The following is a 24,146-nucleotide window of genomic DNA, read 5'->3' on the forward strand; positions in this document are numbered from 1 at the left end:
GCGACGGCCGGCGCGCATGATCTTGTTCGGTCGCAGCGAGGTGTCGTCGTGCGCCGCCACTCGGGCCCCTGAGACACTGTTGCGATGAGTATTCGGCCGTTGGACGGTGTTCGCGTCCTGGAGCTGGGCAATTACATTGCCGCGCCGACCGCCGGGCGCATCCTCGGTGACTTCGGCGCCGAGGTCATCAAGGTGGAGCGCCCGAAGGCCGGTGACGAGTTGCGCAACTGGCGGCTCTACGGCGGCGACACCTCGATGCTGTATCGCACGGTCAATCGGAACAAGAAGTCGATCACGCTGGATCTGCGCAGCGAGGCGGGTCGTGCCGTCGTGCTCGACCTGGTCCGCCAGTGCGATGTGCTGCTGGAGAACTTCCGCCCCGGGATGCTGGAGAAGTGGGGGCTCGGCCCGGAGGTGCTCAACGAGGCGAACCCGGATCTGGTGATCACCAGGATCTCCGGCTACGGGCAGACCGGCCCGCACGCGTCGCGGCCCGGCTTCGCCGCGGTCGCCGAGGCGGTCGGCGGCCTGCGCGAACTGATGGGTGAGCCGGATCGCCCGCCGGTGCGCACCGGCGTCTCCATCGGCGACTCGATCGCGGGCGTCTATGCCGCGTTCGGCACGGTGATGGCGCTGTTCCAGCGCGAACGCAAGCCCGGCGAGACGCCGATTCCATTGCGCGAGCGCATCATCGACGTCGCGCTCAACGAGACGATCCTGTCGGTGATGGAATCCCTGGTCCCCGACTATCTCGCCTACGGCATCAACCGCGGCCGGGTCGGCGGCCTGGTCGAGGGCATCGCCCCGAGCAACGCCTACCCGTGCAGCGACGGCGTCAGCATCATCATCGGCGGCAACGGCGACGCCATCTTCCAGCGCTACATGCAGGTGATCGGCCGTCCCGACCTGGCCGCCGACCCGGAACTGCACGACAACGCGGGCCGCTGGCGCCAGCACGACCGCCTCGACCGGGCCATCGCCGAGTGGACGATTCAGCACACCCGCGCCGAGGCATTGAAGATCCTCGAGGCCGCGGGCATCCCGTGCGGTCCCATCTACACCGCGGCCGACATCGTCGCCGACGAACAGTACAAGGCGCGCAATATGATTCAGCCGTTCTCGGTGGATGTCGGTGCGGCGGAACCGAAGACGGTCGGTTTCCCCGGGATCGTCCCGGTGATCGGCGAGCAGTCCCTGCCCATCCGTAATATCGGCCCGGATCTAGGCGAGCACACGCGGGAAGTGTTGTCCGGGCTACTCGGCATGAGCGACAGCGAGATCGACGCCTTGGAGGCGAAATGAGACAAGACCGCAGGCGCCCGCCCGGGCGCGGTCCGCGCGATATCCGGTCACCGGGGTTCACCCGGCCGACGGTGCATCCGAACCCGGCCGGCGTGCACGAAAAGCCGTGGGGCGGCGTGATGTGCGCGCCGCGGCAGGAGCGGGACGAGCGGTGACCGCGGCGCTGCTGCGCGACGTCACGCTGCGAGATGGCTTGCAGCTCACCGGAAAGGCGCTGCCGGTCGAACGCAAGGTGGACATCGTCCGCCGCCTGCTCGCGCTCGGCGTACCGGCCTTGGAGATCGGTTCGATGGCGCGGCCCGATCTGGTGCCGCCGATGGCGAACACCATGGAGCTCGTCGCCGCGCTGAGTCCCGAAGAGCTGCAACGTTGTTGGGTGTGGGTGGCCACGCCGCGGCACGTGCAGAAGGCCGCTGCGGCGGGCGTGCGTAATTTCCAGTACTGCTTCTCCGTCTCGGACGCGCACAACAAGGCCAATATCGGCCGCACCACCGAGGACAGCGTCGCCGCCATGCCGGCCGCGGTCGAGCATGCCGCGGCGGTGGGCGGCTCGATCCAGTTGTGCCTGGCCACCAGCTTCACCTGCCCGTTCGACGGTCCGGTCGATCCGGAGCGGGTCGTCGCCATCGCCAACGACCCGCGCACCGCGGGGGCCGGCGACATCGTCCTCGCCGACACCCTCGGTCAGGCCTATCCCGGACAGGTGGCCGCGCTGGTCACCGCCGTGCGGACGCGAACCCCGCAGCGGCGCATCGTCTTTCACGGTCACGACACCTGGGGTATGGGGGTCGCGAATACCCTGGCCGCCATTCAGGCGGGCGCCACGATGGTCGACGGTGCGCTCGGCGGGCTCGGAGGTTGCCCGTTCGCGCCCGGCGCCAGCGGCAACACCGCCACCGAGGACATTCTGTTCGCGACGCGGCCCGACTGGTTCGCCCCGGCCACGCTCGCGGCGCTGGTAGAGCTGTCCGAGGACCTGCTCACCGAGCTCGGTGAGGCGAATCGATCGCGCACCGCGGAGGGTGCCCGATCCAAAGCTGATGCTTTCGAATGGGTTAGCGCGCGGGCTGCTGGGTAAATATTCAGCCAGCGGCCGGCCGGTGATCGTGATAGACAATTCGACGAGCGGGCGAAGGCGCGGTGCGGTTTTCGGCCGAGGGAACGCGAATCCTGCGCTAGGCTAATAATTCAGCGCGAGCCGCGATGTGGTCGACATCATTGACCAGGAGATTAGTTCAGTGAGAACAAAATTGTGTGGCTCATATCACATGTTAGCCATCGGTTCGCGGTAGCCGAAAGTGGGTCACCTGCGGAAAAACCTCGGCCGAACGGGATTCGTTGCGCGGCATGGGCTTGCGCGGTTTCCCCGGCGTGGCGTCGGCTATTGCGCAAATTTCCAGTTATCAGCCCGTTGGCCGTGCGTTCAACAGAGCGCACCTGAATGTTCCCTTACCGTGATATCTCTAGCGGGCTGATACCGAGGGAGTGTCGGCTGCTGTTCTCTGAAGGGAAAGTCTTTGAAGAAGATTCGTACGTTCGGTTTCGTGGCGCTCGCCGCCACCTCCATCGCGGTGGCCGGCTCGGGCCTCGCGATGGCGGCGCCGCCGCTGACCGGTTCGGGGACCGGTTCCGCGGCCACCCAGACCCCGCCGTACACCGGTTCCGCGAATGGCACCGTGGCCGCGCCGCCGCTGACCGGCTCGGGCACCGGTTCCATCGAAACCTTTAAGCCGCCGTACACCGGTTCGGCCAACCCCGGCACCGTGGCCGCGCCGCCGCTGACCGGCTCGGGCACCGGTTCCATCGAAACCTTTAAGCCGCCGTACACCGGTTCGGCCAACCCCGGCACCGTGGCCGCGCCGCCGCTGACCGGTTCCGGCACCGGTTCCATCGAAACGTTCAAGCCGCCGTACACCGGTTCGGCCAACCCCGGCACCGTGGCCGCGCCGCCGCTGACCGGCTCGGGCACCGGTTCCATCGAAACGTTCAAGCCGCCGTACACCGGCTCCGCGAACGGCACCGTCGCGGCGCCGCCGCTCACCGGTTCCGGCACCGGCTCGGCCGAGGGCTCCGGCGCGGCGATCGACACGTTCCTCAAGGCGCTGCTCGCGGGCAGCAGCTCCGCGAAGTAGTCCGCGAATCGAGGCGCTCGGTGTTCTGCAACCCCGAGCGCCTCGGCTGACTTACCGCTACACCGTCCGATCCCGAGCAACGCCGGGGTCGGATTTCTGGTTTCCGGGGACATCACGCTCGCGCCGCACGGAAAATCCGTCGCGCCGAGGCGGTCTCGCCCCATACCATTCCCGACATGTTCAGCTACGCCATCGCCGCATCGTCCGCATTCGCGGGCGCGATGGCCGCTGTCCTGGCCGCCTCGGCAGCAGTTGCCGCGCAGCTCGACGGAGCCCGAAGCTGACCTTCCCCGGGATGTCCGCACCAAGCCGCACCTCGACATCGGCACCATGGGCCACGTCGACCACGGCAAGACCACGCTCACCGCGGCGATCACCAAGGTGCTCGCCGAGCGGGGCGGCGGCAGCTTCGTGCCGTTCGACCGGATCGACCGCGCCCCGGAAGAGGCGCAACGCGGCATCACCATCAACATCGCGCACGTCGAATACGAGACGGCGACCAGGCATTACGCGCACATCGACATGCCGGGTCACGCCGACTTCGTGAAGAACATGATCACCGGGGCGTCCCAGCTGGACGGCGCGATCCTGGTGGTCTCCGCGCGGGACGGCGTGATGCGCGGCCTCGCGCATTCGCGGCTCGCAAGCGCTCTGAGCAGACCGCCGAGCACGTGCTGCTGGCCCGGCAGGTCGGCGTCGAGCACATCGTGGTCGCGCTGAACAAGGCCGACGCGGGCGACCCGGAACTGGTCGACCTGATCGAGCTGAAAGTCCGTGAATTGCTCACCGCCCAGGGATATCCGGGCACCGAACTTCCGGTCGTGCGGGTGTCGGGCCTGCGTGCGCTGGAAGGCGACGAGCGGTGGAGGCACCGTGGTCACCGGCGCGGTGGAGCGCGGCCGGGTCCGGGTCGGCGATCGGGTGGCCCTGCCCGGTCTGGACGACGAGCTGAGTTCGGTCGTCACCGGAGTCGAAACCTTCGGGCGCACGATGGAATTCGCGGAGGCGGGGGACAACGTCGCGCTGCTGCTGCGGGGCATCCAGCGCGGTCAGGTTCGTCGCGGTCAGGTGGTCGCCGAGCCCGGCAGCGTTGCCGTGCACAGCAGGTTCACCGCTCGGGTCTACCTGCTCGGCACCGCGGAAGGCGGGCGGCGCACGCCGATCACCACCGGTTATCGGCCGCAGTTCTACATCCGCACGGGTGACGTGGTCGGCGACGTGACGTTGCCCGGTGACACGCGGATAGCGATGCCCGGTGACACGGTCGAGCTGACCGTCGAGCTGGGTCGTCCGACCCCGGTGGAGCCGGGTCTCGGCTTCGCCATCCGCGAGGGCGGGCGGACCGTCGGTGCGGGCACCGTCCTGACCACCGGTTAGCGGTTCAAGGCTGGGCGCGGGGACCTGTACGGGTCCCCGCGCTCGGTCTCGGCGTCAGGTGCCGCTCGCCGCGTGGGTCGGCAGCGCGTGTTTCGCCGGCCGCGGCTGCGGCTCGATGGGCGGGGCCGCGCCGAAGTGCGTGCGGATCTCGTTGCAAGCGCCGATGATTCGGTCGACGTGCTGGTCGGTGAGGCCGGCGTGCAGGCCGAAGCGGACGAGGCAATGGTTGCGGGCGGTGGCCGGTGGGCACAGCAGGGTGCCGAAAATGCCGCGCGCCTCCAGGAAGTCGCGCATGGCCATGGCGCGTGCGTCGGGTCCGCCCTGGAGCGCGACGATGTGACTGGCCGAGCCCTCCAGGTCGAATTCGAGCGTGGTGAGCGCCCGGCGCACCATCGTGGACAGCTCACGTAGTCGCTGTCGTCGCCAATTGTCCAGCCGGATCACTTCGAGTGTCGCTGCGAGACCGGCGATTTCGTACGGCAGCAGGGTCGAGGAGAAGACGGCGGGATGGGATTCCAGCTTGAAGTAGTCGACGAAATCGATGCTGTTCGCGCCGACGAATCCGGCGCGGGCGCCGAAGGCCTTGGCCAGGCTGGCAATTCGGTACGGCACCCGTTCGGTGAGGCCGAGCGCCGCCACCATTCCGGCGCCGGCCGGTCCGTCGGTGCCGAGCGCGTGCGATTCGTCGACGACGAGCACGCTGTCGGTTTCATCTGCGGCGTCACAGATCTGGGTCAGCGGACAGCGGCTGCCGTTGGTGCCGTAGATCGCGTCCACCGCGATGATGCCCGGCCCGTGCGCGCGGATCTGCTCGCGCAGATGGCCGGGAAAATTGTGCCGGAACGAATACACCTGCGCACCAGCCGCTCGCGCGCCATGCCAGAACGACATGTGCGCGAATTGATCGATATAGACCGGTGTTCCGGGATCCGCGATCGATTGCAGCAGCCCGACTTTCGCGTCCCACCCGGATTGGCAGAGTATTCCGGCGGGCGCGCGCAGATGCTCGGCGAAGGTGCGTTCCAGCGCGACCTGTGGATGATTACCGGGTAGATAAGCACCCGAGGAAAACCTCGGCGAATACGCCGCCCGCAGCGCGGTCCGGATCGCATGGGTGATCCGCGGATCCGCGGCCAACGCCAGATAGTCGTTGCTGCTGAGCACGATATCGCCGAACGCGGGCGCGCGACCGTGCAGAATATGCCGCCCGCCCCACTGCCCGGCAAGCCTTTCCGAATGAAATCTCTCGACCCGCAAGCGAATCCGTTCCGCAACCGTCGGCCCCATGAAACTCCTTTCGCCACCAACAGCTACTCCAGAGCACACGCACCCCGATTGAACCACCGCCAGATCCACCCCGGGTCATATTGGATAACTTGACGGTTGACCACCAATTCATCCGCTGCCGTTCGCCACCAAAGAGATTGCCGTCGCGCTCCATGCAAGTAGTGGCAATGTCTCAGCAATTATTTGTCGATGTTCCTGCGCCCCCGGGCGACCTCGGCGGAGCGCGGCTCGCGGTGTCGCATCCGACGCCGGTTCGATCGCGGCAGCCGTGCCCTGGGCTGAATCTTATGCTTCCGAACGCAGGCATAAAGAGCTGAATGTGCTTCGTGAGTCCCGTTTGGTCGACTATGCTTGCAATCGCAGGCATAAGGGACGGATGGCGGCTGAATGGCGAGCAACTTGCCGTTAGGCCTGCCATGGCAAGCATAAGGAGTGGCGGATGGCAGTCCCTCGTCGGGTCAAACGGGCCTCGACCGGCAGCGTCGCGGATGCGTTCATCGCACGCCGGCATGAGCTGCGCCTGACCCAGGCCGATCTGGCCGATCTTGCGGGTGTGTCGCGATCCAGCGTGCAGGCGCTGGAGGCCGGCCAAGCATCGGTCCGGCTGTCGCTGGTTCAGGAGATCGCCGCCGCCCTCGGCTGTGACCTCACACTGACGACTCGCTCCGGCGCGCGGATCGCCGGCTGATGGCCTTCTCCTCGCTGCGTGGGGTCGACGCGGCCGACGTATACAAGGGCGATCGGCTGGCCGGCTCGCTGATCCGCCATCGCGACCGAGTCGAATTCCGTTATGCCGAGGACTATCTCGACGACCCCGATGCGCCCGCGCTGGCTTGGACCATACCGAGGGACGCCGGTCCGGTCGAAGCGACCGGCGGCAGTGTGCCACCGTTCTTCGCGGGATTGCTGCCGGAGGGAATCCGCCTGCGCGCTGCCATCGACGGCACCAAGACCTCGCCCGACGACCATTTCACGATCTTGCTTGCGGTCGGCGCGGACGCGATCGGAGATGTGCGCGTGCTGCCTGCCGGACTGGAGATCCCGTTACCGTCGGTGGTGTTCGACCCGGGCGACTTGGTCCCGGACCTGCACGATCTCTTCGGGCAGATTTCCGGACCCCGTTCGCTCAGGCTGGATCCTCGCGGGTTGCCCGGTGTGCAGGCCAAGGTCTCGGCGCTCGAGTTCAGCGTGCCCATCGGCACCGCGTCCGGGTCGGCGATCCTCAAGCTGGCACCGCAGGACGACTTTCCGCAGCTGGTCGAAAACGAGAACTTCTTCATGAGCCTGGCACGGGAGTGCGGCGTGCCCGTTGCCGACCATCGGGTGCTGCACGACGCGCGGGGGACAGCGGGTCTGCTGGTGACGCGCTTCGATCGAACGATCGGTGCGGGTGGTGAGGTGGTGCGGATCGCCCAGGAGGACGCATGCCAGGTGCTCGGCCTGTACCCGGCGGCGAAGTACCGCATGAAGACGGAGGTCGTCATCGCCGAACTCGCCCGCCGGTGCGAGGCGGGCGGTGGTTCTGCTCGGCTCGTGACGCTGGAGGCGCTGCGTCTGGTCGCGTACTCGTATGCCATCGGTAACGGCGACCTGCACGGAAAGAACTTCTCTATCTATGCCCCTGATGGCCGGTGGGCACTGACGCCGGCTTACGACTTGTTGTGCACCCAGCCGTATCTCAGCTGGCGTGATCCGATGGCACTCGACCTCTACGGGCGCGCCAACAGGCTCACCCGGGCGGTCATGATCCAAGCGGCCGAACGACTTTCGGTGCCTCGGCGGGCAATGGATCGAGCCCTCGATCGGATCGTCGCGGGCGTCTCGGACGGGATCGAGCGGATATCCGCTATCGGATTCGCCGACAAGCACAGCGTCATGTTGGAGGCGATGCTTCGTCGGCGAATCGGCGAGCTTTCGTAGCGTCAGCGGGTGGCTCGGGGGGCGCCGGGGCCGGGGTCGATGCGGGTGGGGCCGGCGGCGGTGGGGGTGATGGGGAAGTCGAAGATGGCGGTGGGGAGGTAGACGGTGGCACAGGAATTGGGGATGTCGACGACGCCGGAGAAGCGGCCCTCGATGGGGGCGGCGCCGAGCAGGAGGTAGGCCTGTTCGGGGGTGTAGCCGAACTTGGTGAGGTAGTCGATGGCGTGCAGGCAGGCGCGTTCGAAGGACAGTTGCGAGTCGAGGTAGCGCTGTTCGCCGTCGAGGGTCACCGAGGTGCCCGAAAAGGCAAGGTACTCGGAGTAATTGGGGCCGGAGTTGCCGGGCATGAAGATGGCGTTCTCGGCGACGCCGTAGAGCTCCATGCCGTTCTTGATCAGATCGACGCGCAGATCGATGAATCCGCCCATCTCGATCGCGCCGCAGAAGGTGATCTCGCCGTCGCCCTGGGAGAAGTGCAGGTCGCCGACCGAGAGGTGGGCGCCGTCGACGAACACCGGATAGAACACCCGGCTGCCCCTGGTGAAGTTCTTGATGTCCTGATTACCGCCGTTTTCCCGCGGCGGCGCGGTGCGCGCGGCATCGGCGGCGACCCGGTCGAACTCGACCCCGGACAGCGAGCCGAGGACGGCGTCGCGCGGCTCGGGCGGCAGCGCGAGCGGCGGCACCCGGTGCGGGTCGGTGGCGATCAGCGCCTCCTCGCGCGCGTTCCACTTCGACAGGAGCGCGGCCGACGGCGCGGTCCCCATCAGACCGGGGTGGGTCATTCCGGTGAACTTCACCCCGGGAATGTGGCGCGAGGTGGTGGTCTGCCCGCTGAAATCCCAGATCGCCTTGTACGCGTCCGGGAAGTGTTCGGTGAGGAAGCCGCCGCCGTTGTCGGTGGCGAAGATGCCGGTGTAACCCCAGCCCTGCCCGGCCAGCGGGCCCGCGTCCTCCTGCGGAATGGGCCCGATGTCGAGAATGTCGACGATGAGCAGGTCGCCGGGCTGCGCGCCCTCGATCGCGAACGGACCGGACAGGCAGTGCACCGTGCTGAGCGGCGCGTTCAGCACGTCTTCGGCGGAGTCGTCGTTGTGGATGGCGCCGTCGAACCACTCGCGCACGTGCACCCGGAACTCGGCGCCGGGCTTGACCGTCACCGCGGCGGGAATGTCGGGATGCCACCGGTTGTGGCCGACGTACTTCTGCTCGGTGAATCGCTTGCCGGAATCGAGCGGAAACAGTAATTCGGGCATCGTGTGTCCTTCGGTATCAGGGGCGGGGAAGCTTGCGGTGCAAGGGGTTTCGCGTCACCGGCACGGACTTGCGCGGGGGCGCGGAAACTACCGACGGCTCGCCGGCGGTGCGCTGGGTCGCGTCGATCAACCGGGTGGCCGCCGATCCGGGCCGGATCAACGCCGCGACGCCGAACTGGCGTTTGCTGCTCGACGCGCAGTCCGGGCAGGGCGCGGCGGCCGGCACGTCGGCCATCGCGAAGGCGAGATCGAAGCCGCCGCAGGCGCGGCAGTGGAACCAGTAGAGGGGCACGGGGACCTCATTATTTTCATTTGAATATGTTTCGTATGATGACGATACAAAGGCAGGCAGGTCGCCGCAGCGAAACCGCAAGGTGAAGTTCGTGTTACGAGCGTCAGGAGTTGAGTTCGGCGCGCACGCTGAATTCGAGCAGGTCGGCATCGGCCAGATAGACCGGCTGGGTGGTGTGCGCGCCGCGCACCCGCACCTCGCCGCGCGGGCCGCCGTAGCTGACCCGCGGCGCGTGCCGTTCGATGGCGCGCAGGTCGAGGCTGCGGGCGGATTCGGCGAGCGAGGCGAACAGCAGCAGTCCCTCGTAGCAGGATTCGCCGATGTTGTTCAGCGCGGGCGCGGCCGGACCGAACTCGCGCAGATAGCGCGCGCCGAAATCCATCCCCGCCGACGAGATGACGCTCTCGAAATAGCCACTGGCGGTGAACAATCCGCGCGTGCTGTCGGCACCGCCCGCGTACAGCACGTCCTCGCCGATCATCATGCTCAGCCGCAGCCTGCCGTCGTCGAGGCCCGCCTCGGCGAAGGCGCGATTGAACGCGGCGCAGTCCGCGCCGACCATGAACAGCAGGACACCCTGCGCCGGCGAGCGATGGATCAGCTCCAGGGCCTGCCGGAAGTCGCGTCCGCCGAGCGGGACGAAGGTCTGCCCGACGATGTCGATATCCGTGGTCGCCGCGAATTCCGCTGCGGCCCTGGCGGTTTCCCGAGGCCACACGTAGTCGTTGCCGACCACGCACCAGCGGCGGATGCCGTGCTCGGCGCGCAGCCAGCGCAGCGCGGGGAACAGCTGTTGCTCAGGTGTCTCGCCGACCATGTAGACCCCGTCGGAGTCCTCGCCGCCCTCGTAGAACGTGGTGTAGACGTAGGGCACCCGGCCTGCGGTATGTGGCGTGATCACCTTGCGCGCGTTGGACAGATGCCAGCCGACCACGCCGTCGACCATGCCGGTGCTGACCATCCGGTCGATCGTCGCGGCGAGCACGGGCAGCGGCGCGCCCGCGTCTACCGGATGCAGCCGGACGGTCCGATCGAGAATTCCGCCGGCGGCATTGATATCCGCCACGGCCAAGGACGCACAGGCCTCACAGGAGGGACCGAACATGCCCGCGGACCCACTGCGCGGCACCACCAGTGCGATGTCCACCGTGGAGCGACGAAAACCGTAGCGCGACAACGGAATCACCACCGTATATTTCCATTTGAATATTAACCATACGGGGTTGGATATAGTACTGCCGTGGACAATAGCACCGCCCCCGCCGCGCTGGAAGAATTGGCCCGGCTGGTGCGCAGGGCTTCGCAGGAACTCGACCGGGCCATCGCGACCAGTCTCGGCGAGAATTCCGTCGTGCGCTGGCACGCCCTCGCGGCGGTGGTGGACGGCGTCGGTTACCCGATGTCGCACCTCGCGGAGGCCACCCTGCTCACCGGCGCCAACCTGACCCGGCTGATCGACGGGATGATCGCGGACAACCTGGTGCACCGCAAGGTCGACGACACCGATCGCCGCCGGGTGCTGGTGTTCCCCACCCACCGCGGCGTGCTCGCCTTCCAGGCGATGAACCGCGCCGTCGGCGCCAGCGGACTCGACGCGCTGGCCGCGGGCAATGCCCGATTGGCCAAGTCGCTGGCCGGCCTGGTCGACCAGTTGCACACCGAACCCGCTACCACGTAACCCGCCGTCGCGCATCGATACCTGACGAGTCGGGGAATTCCCTGATGGCGCACCGGCCCGAACGCGGTAAGACTGGTGTGCATGACTTCGCAAGCTTTGGGTTCCGACACCGCTGACCTGGCGGTACCGACCGATGTCGCGGCCCGTGCGATCGACCTGGTCAAGGTCTACGGGTCGGGAGATACGCAGGTCCGGGCGCTGGACGGCGTGTCGGCCGAGTTCGCGAAGGGAGAATTCACCGCGATCATGGGTCCGTCGGGCTCCGGCAAGTCGACGCTGATGCACTGCCTGGCCGGGCTGGACAGCGCGAGCACCGGCACCGTCCGGATCGGCGATACCGACCTGGCCGGCCTTTCCGACAAGCAGATGACCCGGCTGCGGCGCGACCGGATCGGCTTCGTCTTCCAGGCGTTCAACCTGGTGCCGACGCTGACCGCGCTGGAGAACATCACGCTGCCGCTGGACATCGCCGGGCGCAAGCCGGATCAGTCCTGGCTGGCCACGGTGCTCGAGCGGCTCGGCCTCAACGACCGGCTCACCCATCGGCCGAGCGAGCTGTCCGGCGGACAGCAGCAGCGGGTGGCCTGCGCGCGGGCGCTGGCGGGCAAGCCGGAGATCATCTTCGGCGACGAGCCGACCGGCAACCTGGACTCGAAGGCCTCCGAGGAGGTGCTGTCCATCCTGCGCGCCGCGGTGGACGAGTTCGGGCAGACCGTGGTGATCGTCACACACGAGCCGCACGCCGCCGGGTTCGCCGACCGGGTGATCTTCCTGGCCGACGGCAAGATCGTCAACGAAATGCGTGATCCGACGTCGGATACCGTGCTCGACCGGATGAAGGCGCTGGAGCAAGCCTGATGAGTGGTAGTCCGATGCGGAAGGTTGCGCTACGCAACCTTGCCGCACATAAGGTGCGCCTCGCCCTCACGCTGCTATCGGTGGTGCTCGGCACCGCGTTCATCGCGGGCTCGTTCGTGTTCACCGATACGTTGCAGCGCACGTTCGACGGGATCTTCGCCGGTCAGGCGAAGGGCGTCGACGTTCGGGTGAGTCCCAAAGAGCGGCAGGCGCAAGGGGTTCCGAACAACATCGTCGACGAACTGCAGAAGTATCCCGGGGTGCGCACGATCGCGCCGAGCGTGAACGGCGTCCTGGTGCTGCTCACGCCGGACGGGAAGAAGGCGATCCAGACCGGCGGCGCGCCCACCTTCGGGCAGTCGTATCTGCCGCCGGAGCGGGCGGTCGCCGAGCCGAACAAGTTCGTCCAGGGCGTGCCGCCGGCGAAAAGCGGTGAGATAGCGCTGAATACGGGTGGCGCCGAGCGGGCCGGATTGAAGATCGGCGATCACACCAAGCTGATGATCCCGTCGCAGGGCGATCCGATCGATGTGACGCTCACCGGCATCTACCAGGTGCCTTCGGACACCGGCGGATTCATCGGCGTGCTGTTCGACGACACCCAGGCGCGCAAGCTGTTCACCGACGGGCTGCACGTGGCCTATGTCGATGTCGCGGCCACCGGGATACCCGGGGATCAGTTGCGCGACAACCTGATCAAGGACCTGCCGAACTACAAGGTGCAGAACGGCGATCAGGTGCGCGCGGACCTGAAGAAGGACGTGTCCAACGCGCTCAACTTCATCAACTACTTCCTGCTCGCGTTCGGCGCGATCGCGCTGATCGTCGGGACGTTCATCATCTACAACACCTTCTCGATGATCGTCGCGCAGCGGCTGCGTGAACTCGCCTTGCTGCGTGCGGTCGGGGCGAGCCGGCAACAGGTCGGGCGATCGGTGGTCGCGGAGGCGTTCGTCATCGGATTGGTCGGCAGCGCACTGGGATTGGCCGGCGGCATCGGGCTGGCGTTCGGGCTGTCCGCGGTGCTCAACGCGTTCGATCTCGGGTTGCCCACCGGGTCGATGACGGTGTTGCCGCGCACCATCGCGGTCGGGTTGCTCGTCGGTCTCATCGTGACCGTGCTCAGTGCCTACGCGCCGGCCCGCCGGGCGGCGAAGATTCCGCCCGTCGAGGCGATGCGCGAGGAATTCGCCTCCGCCGGTGATTCTTTGCGGATCCGGACGCTGGTCGGTGCGGTGCTCGCGGTGGCGGGTGCGGTGCTCGTCTACGTCGGCGCCCAATCCACCGGCGGGAACGCGGCTTTGACCGTCGGCATCGGCGCGCTGGCGCTGATTCTCGCGGTATTGCTGGCCGCGCCCGCGCTTTCGCGACCGGTGGTCGGTGGGCTCGGGGTGTTGACTCGTCCGTTCGGCCCGATCGGGCGGATGGCGCGCAACAATGCCGCCCGCAACCCGCGCCGCACGGCCGCAACGGCTTTCGCGCTCACCCTCGGGCTGATGCTGGTGACCGCGATCGGAATGCTCGGCGCTTCGGCGAAAGCCAGCGTCGGGGTGCTGGTGGACAAGGGCGTGCGGTCCGACTATGTGCTGGCCAGTCAGCAATTCGTCGGAGTGCCGTTCGGCGCCGCCGACGCGGTGCGCAAGTCGGTGCCCGGCGTCGCCGAGGTGGTCGGGCTGCGCGGCGTCGGCTTCAAGATCGGGGACGACCAGGTCGGCGGCACCTCGCCGGACGGCCGGCTGGATCAGGCACTGAATTACGAAATACTGCGTGGCTCAGCGACTCTCGGCGACCGGGACATATTGGTGTCCGAGGACGAGGCGAACAAGCGCGGCTGGCGGGTCGGCCAGGAGGTCTCGCCGACCAGTTTCGACGGCAAGAAGGTTCCGCTCACCGTCGCCGGCATCTATCGCAAGACCCCGTTGCTCGGCGCGCTCGTGGTGTCGCCGGTGGTTTACAAGGAGGTGGTGCCGGTCAACTTCCAGAGCAATGTCGTCGTGCTGGTCACCGCCAAGCCCGGCGCGAACCTGACCGAGATGCGCGCTGATCTGGAGCGGGCGGTCGAGCCGTTCCCGGTGGTTCAGGTGCAGGACCGGGAGGAATTCAAAGGCGCGCAAGGCAAACAGATCAACACGCTGCTCGCCATCCTCTACGGCCTGCTCGCGCTGGCGGTGGTGATCGCCATCCTCGGCATCGTCAACACGCTGGCATTGTCGGTGGTGGAGCGGCGGCGCGAGATCGGCATGCTGCGGGCGGTCGGGATGCAACGCGCGCAAGTGCGGCGAACCATCTATCTGGAATCCATGCTGATCGCGGTCTTCGGGGCCATCATCGGCATGCTGCTGGGGTTGGGGCTGGGCGTGGGCTTCCTGCGGACACTGCGGGATCTGGGGCTCGATCAGATCGCCATCCCGTGGTCGCAGCTGGTGCTCGTGCTGGTGAGTTCGGGCGTGGTCGGGGTGCTGGCCGCGCTCTGGCCCGCGGTCCGGGCGGCCCGGACCCCACCCTTGGCGGCCATCGCCGACCTGTAAGCGCACCGCTGTCCGGCGGGCCCCGATTCGTCGGGGCCCGCCGTTCTGCTGTGCGGAATCGACTGGCCCGCAGCAGGTCCGGGGCGGTGCGGGAACCGTGGTGTCTGTCCCGTCACACCGTGGTGAAGTCGGCCGGGGGATGATGCTAGGTTAAACGGAGGATGTAGCTCCGCTTAATTGCCGGGATCGGCCTGGTTCAACGGGGAAGGAGGCCGCGGGCAATGGTGGCTGTGGGTCTTGGCGGGCCGGGTGCCGGATTCGAGGTCGCGCCGGGCGGGATCGTCGAACGGATGCGGGCGGCGGTGCACGGCCGCGGCGGCGAGGCGGTCGGGCAGCTGGTGCTGATCACCGTGCTCTACGTCGGTTATCGGGTGGGCCGGATGGTGACCGCCGACGACACGGTGCGCGCGTTCGGCAACGCCCGTGCACTGCTCGGACTGGAGGATCGCCTCTGGCTACCCGAGGAGACGACGTTGCAGTCGGTCTTCGTGCGCCACGACTCCTTCGCCCTGCCGGCCAACTTCTATTACGCCACCGCGCATTTCACCGTCGCGGTGGCGGTTCTGTTGTGGTTGTGGGTGTTTCGGCCCGAGCACTATCGATGGACGCGCAACCTGATGGTGGCGTTGACCGCCGCCGCGCTCGTCGTGCACGTCCTGGTGCCGCTCGCGCCGCCGCGCATGCTGCCGGAGTACGGCTTCGTCGATCTGGCCGCCGTGCACGGCCAATCCGTCTACGGCTCGGCCGAATCCGGCGGCCTGTCCAACCAATTCGCCGCCATGCCCTCGCTGCACGTCGGCTGGGCGCTACTGCTCGCGTTCGCCGTGGTCGCCGCGACCCGCACCCGATGGCGCTGGCTGGCCCTCGCGCATCCGGTGCTGACCACCCTGGTCGTGATCGGCACCGGCAACCACTACTGGCTGGACGTCATCGTTGCGATCGGTTTGCTGGCCATCTCCGCACTACTGCACCCGAAGCTCGTCCCGACCGCCGCGACGGCCTGGGGCATCATGGGCCCGGTGGCCGCGAAACCCCTCGTGACCAGCTGAGAACTCGTCCCGCGCCGGTCGGCCGAACCAGGCTCACCGCCGCAACCGCTGTCGTAGGATCTCCTGAGCTGTCCGGTTCGCCCGTTCAGATAGGAGCCCGATGGAATTCCTCACCACGCTCTCCACCCTGCTCGGCATCGCACTGCAGTTGATCAACCTGGTCTCGGCGATCTCCAGTCTCTCAGGGTGATTCGGCTTCGATCAGGGCAGTCGGCCCTTGCTGTCGGGAAGCGGGTAGACCTTGCCGCCTTCCAATCGCACCACCTCGGCAAGTGCGGGGTCCGCCGTTGCCAGCGGGAGCTCCTCGGACAGTGCGGTGGCCGCGGCGACACAGTCCGCCAGGCTTACGGCCATCCGTTCGCGATGGTAATGCCGAGTGCGCAAACGCCCAGCGAGCACCCCCAGCGGGGCGGTCACGGGAGCAAGTCGCATGCCGATCGTGGAGAGCAGGGCGATGTCTGCCTCCACGTCGTCCGGGTGGCGCCCGTACACGCGGGCGAGTTGATCCATCACTTCCGCGGCGTTCGCGGTGGACAGGACGCTGGGCGCGACTAGTAGGTTCGCGACTTCGCGGGCTGACGGCTCGGCGCGGAAGTACGCGATAACTGCATAGGCATCAAGGACTGTCATCGTTCCCTGCTTGTCGGTTCGGCGGCGCGTTCGGCTGCTCGGGCCTCCTCGCTGTCCGGTCCTGGACCTGCATGGGCGCCCATCAGTGCGGTGATCGGATCGGTCGGGATCGGCCGCACGATCGCGTAGTCGCCGCGGTCGATGACCAGCACCGAGGAGGCACCCCACCGGCGGCGTAGATCTGCGGGGAGCGAGATCTGACCGTTGCCGGTCACCTTGGCATGTGCAGAGCTCATGTATTCATATTACAGCGTGATCAGTTTGTGCAATAGAGTAGATACTGATCATATGGCATAGTAGTCCATTGTATTTCAGCTGTGGCTCGTGTTGGAGTTGGCCCAGGCTTGCAGGTCGCCGCGGTCCAGGGCGACGGCGAGTAGGGCGGGGAATTTGTCGGGGGTGCAGGCGAAGGCGGGGACGCCGAGGGCGGCCAGGGCGGCGGCGTTGTCGTGGTCGAAGGCGGGGGCGCCTTCGTCGGACAGGGCGAGCAGGACCACCACCTGGACGCCGGATTCCTTCATGGCATTGATCCGGCGCAGCATTTCATCGCGGACACCGCCCTCGTAGAGGTCGGAGATGAGCACGAAGAGGGAATCGGTGGGGCGGGTGACGAGGGTTTGGGAATAGGCGATGGCGCGGTTGATGTCGGTGCCGCCGCCGAGCTGGGTGCCGAACAGGACGTCGACCGGGTCGTCGAGTTTGTCGGTGAGGTCGACGATCTCGGTGTCGAAGACGACGAGCGAGGTCTTCAGCGAGCGCATGGAGGCGAGCACCGCGCCGAAGACGGAGGCGTAGACGACGCTGGCCGCCATCGAGCCGGATTGGTCGATGGCGAGCACCACGTCGCGTTGCACCGCTTGGGCTTTGCGGCCGTAACCGACCAGCCGCTCGGGCACGACGGTGCGATGCTCGGGCAGATAGTTGGCCAGGTTCTTGCGGATGGTGCGGTCCCAGTCGATATCGCGCAGCCGTGGCCGGGAGACGCGGGCGGCCCGGTTCAACGCGCCGGAGACGGCCGCGACGGTCTGCGCGGCGATGCGCTGCTCGATCTCGCGCACCACCTTCTGCACCACCATGCGCGCGGTCGCCTTGGTGGTTTCCGGCATCACCCGGTTCAGGCTCAGCAGGGTGCCGACCAGGTGCACGTCGGGTTCGACCGCCTCGAGCAACTCCGGCTCCAGCAGCAACTGGGTGAGGTTCAGCCGCTGGACCGCGTCGCGCTGCATCACCTCGACGACGGTCGAGGGGAAGTAGTTGCGGATGTCGCCGAGCCAGCGGGCCACCCGGGGCGCGGAGCCCTCGAGCCCGCCGGAGCGTTTACCCGAGCTGCGTTCGTTGTCGTTGTACAGCGCGGACAGCGCGCGGTCCATCGCGACATCGTCGCCGTCGCCGAGTCCACCGAGCCCCTCTTCGGCGGCAGCGCCGAGCACCAGACGCCAACGCCGCGCCTGCGTTTCATCGACCGCGTTCATACCGGAACTCCTAAGATCTCCGCGGCGGCGCGCAAGGCGATGCTGCCGCGACTGAGGTCGAAATTGCCGCCCTCGCCGGCGGTCCGGGTGGCGATCGTGCCGCCGTCGCGCACCGCGCGGCCGATCGCGCGCCGCTCGCCCGACTCGAACGCGCCGAAGGTCCGGCGCAGCAAGGGAAGTGTCTCGACGAACTGGTCTTCGCGCAGCGCGCTCAGCCAATCGTCGATGAGGCGCAACAACTCCCGGTCGTGCACCAGTAGCAGCCCGCGCCCGCCGAGGAAGCCGTCGATCCAGGCGGCCTTCGCGGCGGCGGTGTTGCCGACCGACAGGGCGGCGGAAAGCCGACGGGCGGAATCGGTTTCGTCGATGAGGCCCGCGTCGGCGAGCACTCGGACGGCGCGGCCGACGAGCGCGCCGTGCACGTCGTCGCGGTCGGCGAGCTTGCCCAGCGCGCCGAGCCATTCGCCGGTGGCCCAGCCGTCGTCGCGGGTGCTGATGGCGGTGTGGGCGGCGTCGAGCAAGGTGCGGAACTCGGTCGCCGCATCGGTGTCCAACCCGGTGACGGCACCGGGCAGGCCGGCGCAGATGCGCACGAGCAGGCCGTCGGCGACGTGGGCCAGGGCCTTGGTATCGGTGCCGCGGACATCGCCGTAGCGCAGCGTCCGGACGAGCCCCGGCAGGGCGGCGAGCAGATGGGTGATGTCGTGATCCAGCGCGGCGGCCGATTCCAGCCGGGTGATCAGGCCGTCGGTGGCGCCACCGAGATCGGCCAGCAGCGCCACCTCCAGCGCAGCCGACAGGTCGCCGACGGTGCTGTCCTCGCGACTCGCCGTGTCGAGGATCTTCGCCTCGGCGGCGGTGCCGATGGTGGTGCCCCAGCGGGATGCCTCGATGATCGAGATGGCGTACTCCGGGCGCCATTCCAGCGTCCAGGTCTCGCGGAAGGTGCCGGTGCTGCGCACCTCGCTGGTGGTGAGCGTGCCCCACGGGATGTCGAGCACGCGCAGCCGGTGCAGCAGGCGGGAACGCTCGACCTCGCGTTCCTTGCGCAGGTCGAGATCGAGCACCCGGGACAGCGCCTCCTGCTTCATCCGCAGCGTGCGGATCCGAGCGCGCAGGTCGGCGTCGAGCGGGACGGTCGGCGTGCCCTCGGGGACGGTGCCGAGCGCCTCGCCGACGACGAGCTCGTTCACCACCAGCCGCAGCATGGTCTCGTCGCCCGCGCACATCACCGCGCGGGTGGCCTCGGTGACCTCGGACAACCCGGCCAGCGGGCGGTCCCGCATCGCGGCGAGGGTGTCGGCGAGCCGGACCGCCTCGATGATGTGCGCGCTGGACACCGGCAGATCGTGCGCGCGCAGCACGCCGGCCACCTTGGTGAGCCAGCGGACGATCGGCCGCTCGGTCTCAGTGAACAGGTGGTGGTACCAGCCGGGGGAGGTGATGCCCGCGCCGTAGCCGGAGATCGTGGACAGCCGCGAATGTGTCCACGGCACCCAGGTCAGTGTGGCCTTCGTCTTCGGAAGTCCTTTCAGCAGCCGGGTATCCGCGGTCGCGGGCCCGAGCTTGCCCGTGAGCGCGGGCGCGTGCCAGGCCCCGCATACCACCGCGAGCCGGACCGCGCCGTCCTTCAACGCCTTACGCATCGTCTGCCGCATGTAGGCCTCGCGGCGCAGCGTGTGCGCGTCGATGTGGACGGCGTCGAGCTCAATCGGTTCCAGCCCGATGACCTCCGCGGTCGCCTCGGCGACGGAGTTGACGCCCGCGTCGTCCAGCGTGGCGCCGAGCGGCTCCGGCTCGGCCGCGATCAGCTCGGCGGATTCGCGCAGCGCGCCCATCGCCTCGGTGATCGCGTCGAACGCGGTGGCGTCGGGGGCGGATTCGACGACCGCGTCCCACCAGCGCTCGGCATCGTCGTAGCCGCCGGCCGCGGCGAGCTCGGTCAGCGGGTCGAACCGGTCGCCGGGCTCCTCCTCGGCGGCCAGCACCATGGTGGCGGGCAGATCGCAGAACCGAACGGGCACATCGTGTTCGGCGGCATATCGCAGCGCCTGCCACTCCGGCGAGAACACGGCGTAGGGCCAGAACGCGGCCTTCGCCGGAGTATCGGGCACATAGGCGAGCAGCGCTACCGGCGGCGCCATCCCTTCGGCCGCAACGTATCCGACCAGCGGATCGGCGTCCGCGGGCCCCTCGATCAAGATGGTGTCGGGTTGAAAAGCCTCCAGTGCCAACCGAAGTGAGCGCGCGGAACCCGGCCCGTGATGGCGGATGCCGAACACGCGGGTCTGCGCGCCCGAGCCGTTCTGTGCTTGCGTCATGGTGTCACCCCCTTCTCCTCTACCTGGTGGTCGCGTCCGTCACCCGGAGATCTCGCGGCAGGCCCGGTAGAAGTCGGACCACTCCGGCCGTTCGCGGACAACGGCTTCCAGGTATTCGGTCCACACCACCGCATCGGCGACCGGATCCTTGATCACCGAACCGAGCACCGCGCCGGCGATGTCCCCGGCCCGCAGCACGCCGTCGCCGAAGTGGACGGACAACGCGATCCCGTTGGTGATCACCGAGATCGCCTCGGCGGTGGACAGCGTGCCCGAGGGCGACTTGAGCTTGGTGCGGCCGTCGGCCGTGATGCCGGAGCGCAATTCGCGGAAGACGCGCACCACCCGGCGCACCTCCTCGGCCGCGGCGGGCACCTTCGGCAGTTCCAAGGAGGCGCCGAGCTGTTCGACGCGGCGGCTGACGATGGCGACCTCCTCGTCCTCGCTGGCGGGCAGCGGCAGCACCACGGTGTTGAACCGGCGGCGCAGCGCCGAGGACAGCTCGTTCACGCCGCGGTCGCGGTCGTTGGCGGTGGCGATGACGTTGAAGCCCTTGGCCGCCTGCACCTCGGTGCCGAGTTCCGGCACCGGCAGCGTCTTCTCCGACAGCACGGTGATCAGCGCGTCCTGCACGTCGGACGGGATGCGGGTGAGCTCCTCGACCCGGGCGATCGAGCCCGCGCGCATCGCGGTCATCACCGGCGACGGCACCAGCGCGCCCTCGCTCGGGCCCTCGGCGAGCAGCCGCGCGTAGTTCCAGCCGTACCGGATCGCCTCCTCCGCGGTCCCCGAGGTGCCCTGCACGAGCAGCGTCGATTCGCCGCAGATGGCGGCCGAAAGATGTTCCGACACCCAGGTTTTGGCGGTGCCGGGCACGCCGAGCAGCAGCAGTGCGCGGTCGGTGGCGAGGGTCGCGACCGCCACCTCCATGAGCCGGCGCGGGCCGACGTACTTCGGGCTGATCACGGTGCCGTCGTCCAGGGTGCCGCCGAGCAGGTAGGTGACCACCGCCCACGGCGAGAGCCGCCAGGACGGCGGGCGCGGGCGCTCGTCGGCGCTCGCGAGGGCGGACAGTTCGTCGGCGTAGGCCTGTTCGGCGTGCGGACGCAGCAGGTCGGGCGTCACGTCGGTAGTGGTCACTGCAACTCCTCGAGCATCATCGAGCGGTGGTTGAGGTCGTGGGCGAGCTGATCGAAGGCTCGCTCCCAGGTGGGATCGCCGCACCGGCGGGCCACCACGGCGGCGGCGCTCGCGGCGGCAACGGGCAGGTGCACCGACGCCGCGGCCAGCAGCGAGCGGTGCGCGTTGGGGGTGTTGCCGTGCGCTTCTGGCCGGCGGGCGGCGGCGCGGGCACGTTCGAACAGCAGCAGAATCAGGTGCTGCGCCAAGGGTTCCGGCCACGGATGTCCCATCGCGGGCAGCAGCGCCTCGATCTCGGAGAGCCAGGAGCCGTCCAGGTCGAGCAGGTGGCGGGTGCGGTCGGCCTGCGGCAGCAGCGCGAACAGCTCGCGCCTGCGCAGCATGGCGACGTCGGTCGGCACGCCCGCGTCGAACAGTGCCCGCGCCCACACCGAATCGTGCTGGGCCAGTGCGGCATCCACCCAGCCGTCGAACACCGGCTGGCGGAAGCGGTCGTCGATGGTGACCCTGACCGCCTTGTCGGGCGCGCCGAGCACGTTCGCCCAGTGGCCGAGCGGTGTCGCCGCGACCAGCTGGCGCAGCCTGCCCGCGCTGACGTCGGGAGCGCCGCCCCACCGATAGGTGAACTCGACGCTGCGGTCGGTGATGCCGTCGCGATGCGCGGGCGGATCCAGCGTATCGGGCAGGGCGACAACGAGTTCGGTGTGCAACATCCGGTGCTCGACGCGCAGCCACTCGTTCGCCCGCCGCGTCATGCGGTGTGCGAACGCCGAATCGGGCAGCAGGGTCAGCAGTCCGGCGGCGGTCCGCCGGACGTCGGAGCGCCGATCGTCCAGCCCGGCTTCCAGTAGCGGTTCGTCGGCCCGCGAAATCCCGTCGGCGAGCACGGCGAGTAACTCCGCCTTCAGCGGACCCGATTCCTTCGGCCAGGCGGTGGCCAGGGTTTCGCGCGCCGCGTCGGCGTCCCGGCGGCGCAGCTCGGCCAGCCAGCCCCGGCGCTCCGGCGGCTGCCCGAACTGCCAGGCGTCCTCCGTGGGTGCCGCAGCAGGCTGCTGCCGCACCAGGTTTCGCCATTCCGGATGCTGGCTCGCCAGCCACCGGCCGCGGGTGCCGGCCAGGCGCAGCAACGGCTCGCGCAGCTCGACGTTGCTCTTCGCCTGGTCGAGCAACTGCCCGCACAGCGCGTCCGGCGCGCGGTAGTCGTAAGGCGTTGCCGCGGTGAACCATTCGGGCAGGAACGGCGACTTCTCCTGCAACATCCGCGCAAGGCGCCCCGCGGCGACGGGCGGGAGCAGCCGCCTGGAGTCGTCCTCTGCCGGTTCGGGGGCGGTCGCGGTGGCCGCACGCACCCCGCCGCGCGCGAAAACATCTTGGAGCGCCGCGGATTCGAGCAGGCGCAGCGCCGGATCGGCTGGTAGTCGGTCGGCCGCCTCGGCGATCGGCGCGGCGAGCCCGGTGAGGTCCGGCGGCCGGCGGGCGGTGCCGAGCAGCGCGACGGCGGTGAGGTCGGCCGCGTCGGCCGACTGCGCCGCCCGGGCATTCGGCGTACTCCGGCCGACCGGATCGAGCCTGGCCAGATCGATCACCTCGCCGGCATTGAACACCGAGACCGGCACCAAGCCTTCGCCGGTCCACTCGGCGGCGATGGTTACCGGATGGCCGCCGGAGACGCCGAGCAGTCGCCACGGCTGTTCGGTGGGCGCCACCGGCAGCGCGGTGCCGTCGGATTCGGCGATGTACCAACCATTTTCGGTGTGCACCGGGACCACGTCGACGAGCAGCACCGGCCACCCGCGCAGCCACGGATCGGCGCCGAGCGCGCTCGCGTGATCGGCGAGTGCGGCGGCGATCGTGCCGGGCCGGTCCGGATCGGTCGGCAAGGTGGTGAACGGCTCTGTCGCGCCGTGGCGTTCGCCCCACAGCGCGCGCAGCGGCGCGGCGCCGGGGTAGTAGTGCAGGTCCGCGTCGGCGAGCAGACCGAGCGGCGGCACGTCCGCGGGGAAGGCCGGTGAGCCGAACGAGTGGTCGACCACCAGGGCCCAGCGCCGGGATGCCCGCCCGTACAACCAGGTTCGCCGGGTGTAGAGGCGTTCGTCCTCGGTGATCCGCAGGCCGAGCACCATCCACCGGTCCCGCACCGCGGGCTCGGTGCGCACGGACTCGGCCGGATTCGGATAGCCGACGTGCGTACGGACGCTGGCGCCCAGCTCGGGCGGCAACTCGTCCAGCCGGCGATGCGCGGCGACGAGCAGGTGCAGCCTGGCGTATTCGCGCAGCACCACGTCGGGCCAGTCCGGCCTGGTGACCACGGCGGTCGGCAGCTGACGCAGGGCCGAGGCAACCCCGGGCGCCTGCGCGTCGACCATGCGCGCGGCGATCGTCTCGAACGCCCGGTACGAGCGATCGGCCTGCGCCAGGCCGGTGCGCACCTGGTCGCCGAGCCAGACGTCGAGTTCGGCCAGCCCCGCGGTGACCCGCACCCGGCGCTGTTCCGCGGTGGCCGGATTCGAGGTGCGGGGGCCGGCCTCCGCCGCCGGTTTAGCGGCCTTGGCGATCCGGCCGCCGATCCAGCTCCCGGCGAAGTCGACGATCGCGGGCGCGTCCTCGACCCGGCCCGCGGACCATTCGAGCAACAGCGATAGCGCGTGCTTGCACGGGAACTTGCGGCTCGGACAGGAGCACTTGTACGCGGGCCCGGATAGATCGATGATCGTCTGATAGGGCTTGGCACCGCTGCCCTGGCACAGTCCCCACAGCGCGATGTCGTGCTGTCCGGTGTCGCGCCAGCGACTGGCCAGCTTCCGCGCGGCCGACAGCGAGCTCGCGTCCGGCGCAAGCGCCGTGACCTGGTCCTCGCTCCAGCGCGTCATGTCTTCCCCCGTTCGTCGGTTGACCGGATTTCTA

20 protein-coding genes and 1 pseudogene are annotated in these 24,146 nt (G+C 68.7%); 11 read left to right on the forward strand and 10 right to left on the reverse strand.

Annotation, left to right across the window (positions count from 1 at the left end):
• Window positions 1–84: 84 nt before the first annotated feature.
• From F3087_RS14345 to F3087_RS14360, 5 genes and pseudogenes are all read left to right on the forward strand, one after another.
• The gene (locus F3087_RS14345; protein WP_150402401.1) at window positions 85–1,302 is read left to right on the forward strand and encodes a CaiB/BaiF CoA transferase family protein; all 1,218 of its coding nucleotides are present in this window, start codon (window positions 85–87) and stop codon (window positions 1,300–1,302) included.
• Complete coding sequence (locus tag F3087_RS45940; protein ID WP_191093954.1) at window positions 1,299–1,457, forward strand: hypothetical protein; 159 nt, start codon at window positions 1,299–1,301, stop codon at window positions 1,455–1,457. Before F3087_RS14345 ends, F3087_RS45940 begins: the two co-directional genes overlap by 4 nt.
• Complete coding sequence (locus F3087_RS14350; RefSeq protein ID WP_150402402.1) at window positions 1,454–2,380, forward strand: hydroxymethylglutaryl-CoA lyase; 927 nt, start codon at window positions 1,454–1,456, stop codon at window positions 2,378–2,380. The genes F3087_RS45940 and F3087_RS14350 overlap by 4 nt, the downstream gene beginning before the upstream one ends.
• Before the next feature lie 439 nt (window positions 2,381–2,819).
• Window positions 2,820–3,434, forward strand: a complete 615-nt coding sequence (locus tag F3087_RS14355; protein WP_150402403.1) for a ribosomal eL19 family protein — start codon at window positions 2,820–2,822, stop codon at window positions 3,432–3,434.
• A 252-nt stretch (window positions 3,435–3,686) separates the two neighbouring features.
• Window positions 3,687–4,811 (forward strand): annotated as a pseudogene (locus F3087_RS14360) (GTP-binding protein).
• A gap of 54 nt (window positions 4,812–4,865) precedes the next feature.
• Here the strand turns inward: F3087_RS14360 and cqsA are convergent.
• Complete coding sequence (cqsA, locus tag F3087_RS14365; protein ID WP_150402404.1) at window positions 4,866–6,098, reverse strand: alpha-hydroxyketone-type quorum-sensing autoinducer synthase; 1,233 nt, start codon at window positions 6,096–6,098, stop codon at window positions 4,866–4,868.
• Window positions 6,099–6,537: 439 nt separating this feature from the next.
• Between cqsA and F3087_RS14370 the strand changes: the two genes are divergently transcribed.
• Window positions 6,538–6,786 carry a helix-turn-helix transcriptional regulator gene (locus F3087_RS14370; RefSeq protein WP_150402405.1) on the forward strand — a complete coding sequence of 83 codons (249 nt, stop codon included), beginning with the start codon at window positions 6,538–6,540 and terminating at the stop codon, window positions 6,784–6,786.
• Window positions 6,786–8,018, forward strand: coding sequence for a type II toxin-antitoxin system HipA family toxin (locus F3087_RS14375; RefSeq protein WP_150402406.1), 1,233 nt, complete (start codon window positions 6,786–6,788; stop codon window positions 8,016–8,018). Before F3087_RS14370 ends, F3087_RS14375 begins: the two co-directional genes overlap by 1 nt.
• A 2-nt stretch (window positions 8,019–8,020) precedes the next feature.
• On the opposite strand, the gene fmdA is transcribed toward F3087_RS14375, so the two are convergent.
• From fmdA to F3087_RS14390, 3 genes are all read right to left on the reverse strand, one after another.
• Complete coding sequence (fmdA, locus tag F3087_RS14380) at window positions 8,021–9,274, reverse strand: formamidase (RefSeq protein ID WP_150402407.1); 1,254 nt, start codon at window positions 9,272–9,274, stop codon at window positions 8,021–8,023.
• 16 nt (window positions 9,275–9,290) lie between these two features.
• Window positions 9,291–9,566 carry an FmdB family zinc ribbon protein gene (locus tag F3087_RS46545; RefSeq protein ID WP_223885065.1) on the reverse strand — a complete coding sequence of 92 codons (276 nt, stop codon included), beginning with the start codon at window positions 9,564–9,566 and terminating at the stop codon, window positions 9,291–9,293.
• A 103-nt stretch (window positions 9,567–9,669) separates the two neighbouring features.
• Window positions 9,670–10,755, reverse strand: coding sequence for a substrate-binding domain-containing protein (locus F3087_RS14390; RefSeq protein WP_150402409.1), 1,086 nt, complete (start codon window positions 10,753–10,755; stop codon window positions 9,670–9,672).
• A 51-nt stretch (window positions 10,756–10,806) separates the two neighbouring features.
• On the opposite strand from F3087_RS14390, the gene F3087_RS14395 reads away from it, so the two are divergent.
• The 4 genes from F3087_RS14395 (at window position 10,807) to F3087_RS14410 (ending at window position 15,679) form a co-directional block, all read left to right on the forward strand.
• Window positions 10,807–11,244, forward strand: coding sequence for a MarR family winged helix-turn-helix transcriptional regulator (locus tag F3087_RS14395; RefSeq protein ID WP_150402410.1), 438 nt, complete (start codon window positions 10,807–10,809; stop codon window positions 11,242–11,244).
• Window positions 11,245–11,325: 81 nt separating this feature from the next.
• Window positions 11,326–12,102: an ABC transporter ATP-binding protein gene (locus tag F3087_RS14400; protein ID WP_150402411.1), complete on the forward strand. Its 777-nt coding sequence runs from the start codon at window positions 11,326–11,328 to the stop codon at window positions 12,100–12,102.
• A complete protein-coding gene (locus F3087_RS14405) occupies window positions 12,102–14,630 on the forward strand; it encodes an ABC transporter permease (RefSeq protein ID WP_191093955.1) in 2,529 nt (842 codons plus the stop codon). Before F3087_RS14400 ends, F3087_RS14405 begins: the two co-directional genes overlap by 1 nt.
• Window positions 14,631–14,851: 221 nt before the next feature.
• Entirely contained in the window at window positions 14,852–15,679 is an 828-nt protein-coding gene (locus tag F3087_RS14410) for a phosphatase PAP2 family protein (protein WP_223885066.1), read from the forward strand.
• Between the two features lie 201 nt (window positions 15,680–15,880).
• Here the strand turns inward: F3087_RS14410 and F3087_RS14415 are convergent, their stop codons facing one another.
• From F3087_RS14415 to F3087_RS14440, 6 genes are all read right to left on the reverse strand, one after another.
• A complete protein-coding gene (locus tag F3087_RS14415; protein WP_150402412.1) occupies window positions 15,881–16,309 on the reverse strand; it encodes a PIN domain-containing protein in 429 nt (142 codons plus the stop codon).
• A complete protein-coding gene (locus F3087_RS14420; RefSeq protein WP_150402413.1) occupies window positions 16,306–16,545 on the reverse strand; it encodes an AbrB/MazE/SpoVT family DNA-binding domain-containing protein in 240 nt (79 codons plus the stop codon). The genes F3087_RS14415 and F3087_RS14420 overlap by 4 nt, the downstream gene beginning before the upstream one ends.
• Window positions 16,546–16,620: 75 nt before the next feature.
• Entirely contained in the window at window positions 16,621–17,781 is a 1,161-nt protein-coding gene (locus F3087_RS14425; RefSeq protein ID WP_150402414.1) for a VWA domain-containing protein, read from the reverse strand.
• Window positions 17,778–20,102: a DUF5682 family protein gene (locus F3087_RS14430; RefSeq protein WP_150402415.1), complete on the reverse strand. Its 2,325-nt coding sequence runs from the start codon at window positions 20,100–20,102 to the stop codon at window positions 17,778–17,780. The genes F3087_RS14425 and F3087_RS14430 overlap by 4 nt, the downstream gene beginning before the upstream one ends.
• A 39-nt stretch (window positions 20,103–20,141) precedes the next feature.
• Window positions 20,142–21,242, reverse strand: coding sequence for an ATP-binding protein (locus F3087_RS14435; RefSeq protein ID WP_150402416.1), 1,101 nt, complete (start codon window positions 21,240–21,242; stop codon window positions 20,142–20,144).
• Entirely contained in the window at window positions 21,239–24,112 is a 2,874-nt protein-coding gene (locus F3087_RS14440) for an SWIM zinc finger family protein (protein ID WP_150402417.1), read from the reverse strand. The genes F3087_RS14435 and F3087_RS14440 overlap by 4 nt, the downstream gene beginning before the upstream one ends.
• Between the last annotated feature and the right edge of the window lie 34 nt (window positions 24,113–24,146).

The organism is Nocardia colli (genome assembly GCF_008704205.1).
Lineage (GTDB): Bacteria > Actinomycetota > Actinomycetes > Mycobacteriales > Mycobacteriaceae > Nocardia > Nocardia colli.